This window comes from Streptomyces sp. NPDC057654, from assembly GCF_042800135.1.
Lineage (GTDB): Bacteria > Actinomycetota > Actinomycetes > Streptomycetales > Streptomycetaceae > Streptomyces.
Genome location: NZ_JBHVHQ010000303.1, coordinates 1 through 9,029, shown reverse-complemented (window position 1 = coordinate 9,029; position 9,029 = coordinate 1). Strand labels below are relative to the sequence as shown.

Genomic DNA, 9,029 nt, shown 5'->3' with positions numbered 1-9,029 from the left:
GCGCAGCGCAGCGGAGCCAGTCTGAACCCCAGCCGCACACCAACCGGCAGGCAGTGCACCGGCAGCAGCCCACCCCCTCCCTCCCGCTGCTGGCGCTCTGGACCCGGAGGGTCCGAGACGAAAGCCGCACCCGGCCGAGCCGAATACCGCCCCACCCAACCGCCCCCGCGCTGTGGGCCCGCAGGGTCCGAGACGAGCCCGCGCCCACCCACCCCCAATACCGCCCCACTCGGCCGCCGCCAACCAGCCGTGCAAACACAAAAGTTGGGGTTGAAGCTGTCGTAGCGGAAGGCTTTACCGTCCTGAGCAGGGTCGGAGGTTCCGGCCCGGTGGAGGAATGCGTGGGGGAGGCGGCGATGGCCTGGTCGATCGCGGAGGTCGCCCGGATGTCGGGGGTGACGGCACGGGCACTGCGGCACTACGACGGCATCGGCCTGCTGCCGCCGGCCTGGGTCGGGGCCAATGGTCACCGTTACTACGAGGAGCGCCAACTGCTGCGGCTACAGCAGGTTCTCGTACTGCGGGAGCTCGGCCTGGGCCTGCCCGAGATCAGCCGGATCCTGGCCGCGCAGGTCGACGAGCTGGAGGCCCTGCGGTGCCACCACCGTCGGCTGCTCGTCGAGCGCGACCGGTTGGACGCCCTGGCCGGCACCGTCGCCCGCACGATCACCGAACTGGAGCAGTCCAGGAAGGACGGCACAGACATGATCAGCATCAGCCGGCCGGAGAACCTGTTCGAGGGCCTCCGGCCCGCCCAGTGCATGAAGGTCCTGCACGGTTTCCCGGAACTGGTCGGGGCCGTCGAGCAGCGCACCGCGACGTTGAGCGAGGCCGAGATCGAGGCCGACGAGCGCGAGCGCACGGCGCAGATGGTCCGGCTGGCCGAGTTGCTGGCCGGCGGGCTGCCCGCCGACGCCGACGCGGTGCAGGCCGAGATCGACGCCCAGTACCGGACGCTGGCCCGGAGCCGGGCGGCCACCGCCGAGGAGTACCGCGCGATCGGGCGTACCTGCGTGGAGAACGAGCACTGGCGCGCGGCGTACGAGTCGATCGCGCCGGGCCTGGCCTCGTACCAGCAAGCCGCCATCGAGGCGTACGCCGCAACCCGGCTGCGCTGAGCCGGGGGCCGGGCCGCCATCACGGGGGTGCGGCGGCCCGCTCCCCCTCAACCTCAAGCTCAAGGCCGATATATGCACTCCGTCAAAGTCGAGGCCTTCTTCCACCCCAGCGTCTCGTACAGCGCACGCCCCGCATCGGTCGCGGCGAGAACCCCGAACCCGGCCCCCTCACCCACCGCGCGGTCGGCGAGCGTGCGCATCACGAACTGCCCCAGCCCGCGCCGCTGATGGGCTTCCTCGGTCATCACCTGGTCCACGACCGCGGCCTCCCCCACCACCGCGACCTGCCCCTTGGCCGCCAGTTCCCCCGCCCCGTCCAAGACCCGCACGTGGACGACGGACTCGCGGCTCTCCGCGACCGCCGTGTACCCCTCGGGCACGACCGGGTTCGTGGCCGCGAAGTCGGTCGCCATCACATGGGTGGACTCGTCCTGGACCAACACCCAGCCCGGCGGCAGCCAGGGCTCGATGTCCTCGGGTTCAGCCGGCATCTTCATCCAGGTCCACGGCGTGCTCACCGCGGCGGTGGCGCTACGGACCAGCGACTCATCGGCTACGGGCAGGACGTGCCGCCCCACTTCCAGCGGGTTGCCGGCGACCTCGATGTAGTAGCCCCAGGGCTTACGCACCGGAGGCGGCGTCCCCCGCGATACCGCCCAGCCCGCTACCCAAGCCCTGACGACCGTCTCCGCCAGCATCGAGCCCACCCCCATCAGCAATCACCGCAGCAACACGCAGCAACACGCATCGCACATCGCACATCGCACATCGCGTAATAGCTACATGCGCCCAGCGCATATTACGTACCCACGCCCCACCCAGCATCCGTTTTATGCAGCCAACACCCTCGTCACCACGGCACCGGCGTCTCCCCGTCCCAAGAGAAGAACCCGCCCGTCGGCCCGTCCTCCGGCAGGAGCGCCAGCCGTACGGCCCCCCGCGCGGCCTCCGCCGGGTCCCCGCCCGCCGCGGCCCGCGCGTTGAGGTCGGTGGCCCGCAGGCCCGGAGCGAGTGCGTTGACCTTGAAACCCTCCTCGGCCAGCGTCTGCCCGTACAGGACGGTGAGCGCGTTGAGGGCGGTCTTCGACGACCGGTACGCCGCCGCGCCGCCGCTGCCGTGCGCGAACTGGGGGTTCGGGCCCGTACTCCAGGTCAGCGACCCCGTCCCGCTGGAGACGTTGACGATCCGGGGGCGCGGGGAGCGGCGCAGGGCGGGAAGAAACGCGTTGGTGACCGTGACGACACCGAAGACATTGGTCTCGTACGTACGCCGGAACTCATCCGCGACCGATTCCGTCGGGAGCCCGGCCGAGGGCGAGATACCCGCGTTGTTGACCAGGACGTCCAGCCGCTCCACACGCTGGGCTGCCGCCGCCACGCCGTCCGGGTCCGTCACATCGAGGACGAGCAGCCGCGCGGCATCGCCGATCTCCTCCACGGCCCGCCGCCCGCGCTCGGCGTCGCGGGACCCCACGTACACGGCGAACCCCTCCGCGGCGAGCAGGCGCGCGATCTGCTTGCCGATTCCCTTGTTGGCACCGGTGACAAGTGCTGTGCGATCGTTCATGACAGCCAGGATCCGCGGGTGGCGGCCCCCCTGCCAGGGATGACCTGTACCAGGCTCGTACCTGGAAGACAGCCGATCTGACGGACGACCTGGTGGACAAGCTGACGGACGACCCGGCGAACGGCCTGGGAGGGAGAAGCCCATGGCACGCCGAGAACTGGCCCACTTCCTACGAGAACGCCGCGCCGCCCTGCGCCCGTACGAGCTCGGTCTGCCCGCCGGCACCCCGCGCCGGACCCCTGGCCTGCGCCGCGAGGAGGTGGCGGAGCTGGCCCATATGTCCGTCGACTACTACGTACGGCTTGAACAGGCGCGCGGCCCGCGCCCGTCGCCGCGCATCCTGGACGCGCTGGCCCAGGCGCTGCGCCTGACGGCCGCCGAGCGCAGCCACCTGTTCCGCCTCGCCGGAACGAGCACGCCGCCGCCCGCCTCCGGCGCCGTACGGAACGTCCGCCCGCACGTGGCCCACATGCTGCGGCGGCTGCCGGAGACCGGCGCGATCGTCACCGACGCGGCGTACGGCGTCGTCGCCTGGAACCCGCTCGCCGAGGCTCTGACGGGCGGCGGCCTCGGGCGGGAGAGGCGGGAAAGGCGGGGGACGGTGAATCTGGCGCGCCGCCGGTTCCTGGGTGACGAGGGGAAGCTGTACGAGAGTTCCAGCACGGAGGAGTTCGGGAGTGTGGTGGTGGCCCGGCTGCGGCGGGCCGCCGATCGCTATCCGGACGATCCGTCGCTCGCCGCGCTACTGCGGGACCTGCACGCCGGCAGCGATGAGTTCCGCGAACTGTGGGAGACCCGCCCGGTCCACGCCCCCGGCCACCGCGTCAAGACCATCGACCATCCGACTCTGGGCAGGCTCCGGCTGAACTGCGACGTGCTCCTCGTCCCCGAGGACGACCAGGAGGTCGTCCTGATCACCGCCGACCCGGGGTCGCCGTCGGCCCGTGCGCTGCGCGGGCTCGCCTCGGCGCGCTAGGTGGAGCTGGGCTGGTCCGGGGAGTCGCGGAGGTACGAATCCAGTTCGGCGGCCCCGGACAGCATCGCGCGGCTACGGGCGGACAACCGGCCGTGCCAGTCGCGCAGCGCGCCCTCCAGCGGCTCCAGCCCACCGGCCGCCCGTACCTGGTCGATCAGCGGGGCGATCTGCTCCAGTAGGTAGCCGCCGCGCCGCAGTTGGTGGGCGAGCCGTACGTCCCGTACGTCGGCCTCGTCGTAGACGCGGTACCCGGTCAACGGGTCGCGGCGCGGACGCACCAGCCCGGCGCGCTCCCATTTGCGCAGCGTCGCGGGCCGTATCCCGAGCTTCTCCGCCAACGGCCCGATGAACGTGCCGCCGAACGTGCCGTCTGACGTACTGCCGGACGTACTACCGCCGGGCCTGCTTGCCGGGGCGGACTCGCGCTCCGCGCTCCCGGGCTCCAGGTCGCGAAGGGCGTTCTCCACTGCTTGCAGGGTCCGCCGGTCGTCGAGGAGTTGGGCGTGGCTCTCGTCGATGAGACGGAATGCCGTGTCGACCTGGCCCTCGTTCACGGCCCGCATGATCGACGTGGCCGTCTGATGGCCATGACCTGGCACCAAGGCGAGGAAGGCGCGCAGAGCCCGCGCGTGCAGCGAGGTGTAGGTGCGGTAGCCGCTGGCCGTACGGCCGGCGGCCGGAAGGATGCCGGCCTCCTCGTAATTCCTGACCGCCTGGGTGGACAGGCCGTGCTCGCGTGCCAGGTCAACGGGCCTGAGCCGTTCACCGTTTTGAAGGTTTCGCACCATGCAGCCGACGATATCGCGGTACGGCGTCGGAAAAGTTTCCACCGAAGGTTCAACGATACCGTTGAGTTCATGGCCACTGACAGCAAGGACATAGGCGCCTCTGCCCATCCCGTCGACGCCGCCTCCGTCATGGGGCTGCTCCAGTCGCGGCCCCGCGTGCTCGCCTTGGGCGAGCCCACCCACGGCGAGGACACGCTCCTCGAACTGCGCAACGAGCTCTTCCAGCAGCTCATCGAGCAGGAGGGCTACCGCACGATCGCCATCGAGAGCGACTGCCTGATGAGTCTGCGCGTGGACGACTACGTCACCGCACGCCCCGATGCCCTCGACACTCTCGACGAGGTCATGGGGCGCGGCTTCAGCCACAACTTCGGCGCGTCCGCCGCCAACCGCGAACTCGTACGCTGGGTACGGGCCTACAACGACGGCCGGCCCGCGTCCGACCGCGTCCACTTCACCGGCTTCGACGGCCCGCTGGAGATCACCGGCGCCGCGAGCCCCCGGCAGGCCCTCACCGCACTCCACGGCTACCTCGCCGCCCAGGTGGACGCGGACCTCCTCCCCTGCACCGCGGAAACGCTCGACCGCCTGCTCGGGGCCGACGGCCAATGGACCGATGAAGCCGTGATGATGGACCCGTCCCAGTCGGTGGGGCGGTCGGCCGAAGCCGGTGAGCTGCGGCTCCTCGCCGACGACTTGGCGTCGCTGCTCGACACGCAAATGCCGCACCTGCTCACGGCGACCTCACGGGAGGACTGGGACCGGGCCCGCCTGTACGCACGTACCGCCACCGGCCTGCTGCGGTACCACCACGGGATGGCCGACACATCGCCCACCCGTATGTCGCGACTCTGCGCACTGCGGGATTCGATGATGGCCGCCAACCTCCACGCCCTCGCGGAACGCACCCCGGTGCTGGTCTTCGCCCAAAACAGCCATCTCCAGCGGGAACAGAGCTCGATGCGCATGTGGCAACAACCGCTGGTGGAGTGGTGGAGCGCCGGTGCACTGGTCAGCGCCGAACTCGGTGAGGAGTACGCCTTCTTGGCCATGGCCCTGGGCACGATCCGCCACCAGGGCGTGGACACCCCGCCCCCGAACACCCTGGAAGGCCTGTTGTACGAACTCCCGCAAGCTTCCTGCGTCCTGGACCCCCGCGAACTGTCCTCAGCCCTGGGCGCCCCTCTCCCCCCACCCCGCCAATCCCCCTGGTATGGCTACGCCTCACTGAACCCGGCCCACTTGCCGACTGTTGACGGCGTGGTGTTCGTGAGGGACGTGCCGGAGAGCTGACCGGGAGGGGTGGGGGCGTTGCCGAATACCGCCCCACGCGGCAGCCACCCCCGCCACCCACCCGGCCGCGCCCATCCCACCCCCGGAAAATGGAGCGACCCTCCCCGCAAAGACCGCTAGCCTGTCCTCATGCATATGCGTTTCTTCTTCGTCTGATTCGCCTTCGGGAGCCGTAGCGCTTCCCGGGCGGCAGTGGGCATACGGCTTTGCGCCATGCCCGTGGTGATCGGATTACTCGGCGGCCCTCTCGCGGCGCGGCACTACTCCCGCGCCCTCGAATTGGCACGTCTCGATCTGCCCGTATCCGGCATGTATCCGTCAGATCCCTCAGGTCCCCGAGACCCGTTAGCCGTATCCCTCGGGTCGTATCCGTCGGCACCTATCCGACAGGTCGCATCCGGTCGTATCCGGCCGTCTTCGATCGCACCTGATCGCGTCTGACCACATCCGTTCGTGCAGCCGTTCTCGCAGCCGCCCTCGCGGTCGTTCGCAGGTGAGTCCGCGCGTCAGTTCATGCGTCAGTTCATGCATCAGTTCACGCGCCAGTTCACGCCTCCGCTCACGCCCGCGCGCAGCGAATTGGCTCCCTCTCGGTGACCCCGCATTACTCATGGTTACTTAACTGCCGAGAAGGTGGATCCGTACATGCAGAACTCATATCCCTCACGCTCCACTCACGCCTCTCAAGCCCCGCAGACCTTTCAGGTCGCCCTCTCCGACGTCGTACGCGCACCCGCTCCCGGGCGGCCCGCCGTGCTGGACGGGGTCGGGGTGTCCGTCGCTCTGGGTGAGCGGATCGGGGTAATCGGAGAGAACGGTTCCGGTAAGTCGACGCTCCTGCGCATGATCGCCGGGGTCGACGCGCCCGACAACGGGCAGGTGCTCGTACAGGCCCCCGGCGGCCTCGGGTACCTGCCGCAGACACCTGGCTTCCCGCTCGACGGCACCGTGCAGAGCGCCGTCGACCACGCCCTTTCCGACCTGCGTCAGCTCGAAGCGCGGATGCGCGCCGCCGAGGAAGAGCTGGGGCGCAGCCCTGAAAGCGCCGAAAGCCCCGAAGATCCTGAAGGTTCCGAAGGTCCCGAAGGCTCCGCCACCGCCCACGGCCTCGAAGCCAAACTCCAGGAGTACAGCGCCCTCATGGAAGCGTTCGAAGCCCGGGACGGATACGCCGCCGACGCCCGCGTCGAAGCGGCGCTGCACGGGCTCGGGCTCGGCGGTATCGGCCGGGAGCGGGTGCTCGGCAGTCTCTCCGGGGGCGAGCTGTCCCGGCTCGGGCTCGCCTGTCTGCTCGCCGCCTCCCCGCAGTTGCTGCTGCTGGACGAGCCGACCAACCATCTCGACGCGGCGGGGCTGGAGTGGCTGGAGGAGCGGCTGCGCCGCCATCGGGGCAGCGTGCTGGTCGTCTCGCACGATCGCGTGTTCCTGGAACGCGTCGCCACCGCTCTCTGGGAGGTCGACGCCGATCGGCGCACCGTTACCCGGCACGGCAACGGCTATGCCGGCTACCTGCGCGAAAAGGCCGCCGCCCGGCTCCGCTGGGAGCAGGAGCACCAGGACTGGCTCGCCGAAGTCGACCGGCAGCGCGCCCTGGCCGGCACCGCCTCCGGCACGCTCGCCGCCGGTCCGCGCCGGGACATCGAGCGCTCCGCGCAGCGGCACCAGCGGAATGTCGAGAAGCAGATATCCGCCCGCGTACGCAACGCCAAGGAGCGGCTCCGACGGCTGACGGAAGCGCCCGTTCCGCAGCCCCCGGAGCCCATGCGCTTCACGGCGCGGCCCGCAGGAGGGGCGGCCGCCGGCCCCCACGCCCCCTTGGCCGAGCTCCGCCAAGTGCACGTCGGCGACCGGCTCGACGTCGAATCCTTCCAGGTCAAGAGCGGTGAGCGGGTACTCGTCACCGGGCCCAACGGAGCCGGGAAAAGCACCCTGCTCCGCGTCCTCGCAGGCGCCACGGAACCCGATCACGGCCACGTCACCCGCGCCCGCAGAATCGGCTGGCTCCCGCAGGAGAGCACCGGCGAGATCACCGACCCGCGCGCCACCCTGCTGGCCGCCTACGCCGAGTCCGTGCCCGGCGCTCCCGAGGAGCACCGGGACGCGTTGCTCGGGCTCGGGCTGTTCCGCCCGGACGACCTGCTGACGCCGGTGGGGCGGTTGTCCGTCGGCCAGCTGCGCCGGCTCTCCCTGGCCCGCCTGCTACGCCGCCCGGTCGACCTCCTGCTCCTCGACGAGCCCACCAACCATCTCTCCCCCGCCCTGGTCGAAGACCTGGAGGAGGCCCTGTCCCACTACCGGGGCGCGCTGGTCACCGTCTCCCACGACCGGATGCTCTCCCGCCGCTTCACGGGCCGACGCCTCGAACTGGAAGGAGGGCGAGTACGAGCGGACTCCCCCGTTCCGGCCCCGTGAGCCCCCTCAGCCCCCTCAGTCCCCTCAGTCCCCCACCGCCAGCTTCACCCCGAACCCCACGATCACCGTGCCCGTCACCCGGTCCAGCACCCGCCGCGCCGACGGCTTCCGCAGCCAGCCGCGCAGCACCCGCGCGAAGGCGACGAGCACCGTGGACCAGAGCAGGCCCAGCACCACATGGACGCTCGTGAGCAGCAGGCCCGTCGCGAGGTGCGGCGCGGTCGCCGGGATGAACTGGGGCAGGACGGCGACGTAGAAGACGCCGACCTTGGGGTTCAGCGCGTTCGTCAGCAGCCCGCGCCGCCAGCCGCCGAGCAGGCTGTCGGACGGGTCGCCGAGCGCCCCCGTCTCCTGCCCCGCCGTGTCATCGCCACCGCTCTCGCCGCCGCGCCAGGTGAGCCAGAGCAGTCGCGCGCCCATCCACAGCAGGTACACCGCCCCTGCCCAGCGCAGCGTCTGGTACGCGACCTGGGAGGCGGCCAGCAGCGCCGTGACGCCCAGGGACGTCAGGGCGCCCCACAGGAGCGTGCCGCTCTGGATGCCCAGCACGACGCCCCACGCGCGTCGGCGCTCGCCCAGGGCGGCCGTCCGCAGGACGAGGGCCGTGTCGAGGCCGGGGGTCAGCGTGAGCAGCCCTACGACCAGGGCGAAGGACCAGAGAGCGGTGGTGATGGCCATGCGGCGACCCTATGCGCCCGTGATCGCGGCAGCGCGATCAGCCCCAAACCATCCCTGAAGCGCCCCCAAAGCGCCCCCACGCGGAATTCCGGCCCCCGCCCCGCACACACGGGACCGACCGAACCCCGGCCCCGCCGCCCCTCTTCGCATGCGAGAAGCCGGCCCCGGTCCGTAAAAGAAAAGAGCCGGCCCCGGAC

At 71.0% G+C, this 9,029-nt stretch carries 8 protein-coding genes; 4 read left to right on the top strand and 4 right to left on the bottom strand.

The features are described from left to right. Positions 1-356: 356 nt before the first annotated feature. The gene (locus tag ACFU99_RS22080; RefSeq protein WP_384394533.1) at positions 357-1,118 is read left to right on the top strand and encodes a MerR family transcriptional regulator; all 762 of its coding nucleotides are present in this window, start codon (positions 357-359) and stop codon (positions 1,116-1,118) included. A 59-nt stretch (positions 1,119-1,177) separates the two neighbouring features. Here the strand turns inward: ACFU99_RS22080 and ACFU99_RS22075 are convergent, their stop codons facing one another. Both ACFU99_RS22075 and ACFU99_RS22070 read right to left on the bottom strand, forming a co-directional pair. Next, complete coding sequence (locus ACFU99_RS22075; RefSeq protein ID WP_384394531.1) at positions 1,178-1,747, bottom strand: GNAT family N-acetyltransferase; 570 nt, start codon at positions 1,745-1,747, stop codon at positions 1,178-1,180. Positions 1,748-1,968: 221 nt separating this feature from the next. Next, positions 1,969-2,685, bottom strand: coding sequence for an SDR family oxidoreductase (locus ACFU99_RS22070; protein ID WP_384394529.1), 717 nt, complete (start codon positions 2,683-2,685; stop codon positions 1,969-1,971). Positions 2,686-2,827: 142 nt separating this feature from the next. On the opposite strand from ACFU99_RS22070, the gene ACFU99_RS22065 reads away from it, so the two are divergent. Next, positions 2,828-3,661 carry a helix-turn-helix transcriptional regulator gene (locus ACFU99_RS22065; RefSeq protein WP_384394527.1) on the top strand — a complete coding sequence of 278 codons (834 nt, stop codon included), beginning with the start codon at positions 2,828-2,830 and terminating at the stop codon, positions 3,659-3,661. On the opposite strand, the gene ACFU99_RS22060 is transcribed toward ACFU99_RS22065, so the two are convergent. Then, positions 3,658-4,449, bottom strand: coding sequence for a MerR family DNA-binding transcriptional regulator (locus tag ACFU99_RS22060; RefSeq protein ID WP_384394525.1), 792 nt, complete (start codon positions 4,447-4,449; stop codon positions 3,658-3,660). The two genes, ACFU99_RS22065 and ACFU99_RS22060, sit on opposite strands and share 4 nt — an antisense overlap. 69 nt (positions 4,450-4,518) lie before the next feature. On the opposite strand from ACFU99_RS22060, the gene ACFU99_RS22055 reads away from it, so the two are divergent. Together ACFU99_RS22055 and abc-f are read left to right on the top strand one after the other, a co-directional pair. Continuing rightward, the gene (locus ACFU99_RS22055; protein ID WP_384394523.1) at positions 4,519-5,742 is read left to right on the top strand and encodes an erythromycin esterase family protein; all 1,224 of its coding nucleotides are present in this window, start codon (positions 4,519-4,521) and stop codon (positions 5,740-5,742) included. A gap of 645 nt (positions 5,743-6,387) precedes the next feature. After that, positions 6,388-8,154, top strand: a complete 1,767-nt coding sequence (gene abc-f, locus ACFU99_RS22050; protein ID WP_384394521.1) for a ribosomal protection-like ABC-F family protein — start codon at positions 6,388-6,390, stop codon at positions 8,152-8,154. Positions 8,155-8,178: 24 nt separating this feature from the next. Here the strand turns inward: abc-f and ACFU99_RS22045 are convergent, their stop codons facing one another. Further along, entirely contained in the window at positions 8,179-8,832 is a 654-nt protein-coding gene (locus tag ACFU99_RS22045; protein WP_384394519.1) for a LysE family translocator, read from the bottom strand. Positions 8,833-9,029 lie beyond the last annotated feature (197 nt).

Excerpts from the sequence above, each read along its gene's own strand:
- ACFU99_RS22080 (WP_384394533.1), top strand. The coding sequence starts at position 357 with ATGGCCTGGTCGATCGCGGAGGTCGCCCGGATGTCGGGGGTGACGGCA.
- ACFU99_RS22070 (WP_384394529.1), bottom strand. The coding sequence starts at position 2,685 with ATGAACGATCGCACAGCACTTGTCACCGGTGCCAACAAGGGAATCGGC.
- ACFU99_RS22065 (WP_384394527.1), top strand. The coding sequence starts at position 2,828 with ATGGCACGCCGAGAACTGGCCCACTTCCTACGAGAACGCCGCGCCGCC.
- ACFU99_RS22060 (WP_384394525.1), bottom strand. The coding sequence starts at position 4,449 with ATGGTGCGAAACCTTCAAAACGGTGAACGGCTCAGGCCCGTTGACCTG.
- ACFU99_RS22055 (WP_384394523.1), top strand. The coding sequence starts at position 4,519 with ATGGCCACTGACAGCAAGGACATAGGCGCCTCTGCCCATCCCGTCGAC.
- abc-f (WP_384394521.1), top strand. The coding sequence starts at position 6,388 with ATGCAGAACTCATATCCCTCACGCTCCACTCACGCCTCTCAAGCCCCG.
- ACFU99_RS22045 (WP_384394519.1), bottom strand. The coding sequence starts at position 8,832 with ATGGCCATCACCACCGCTCTCTGGTCCTTCGCCCTGGTCGTAGGGCTG.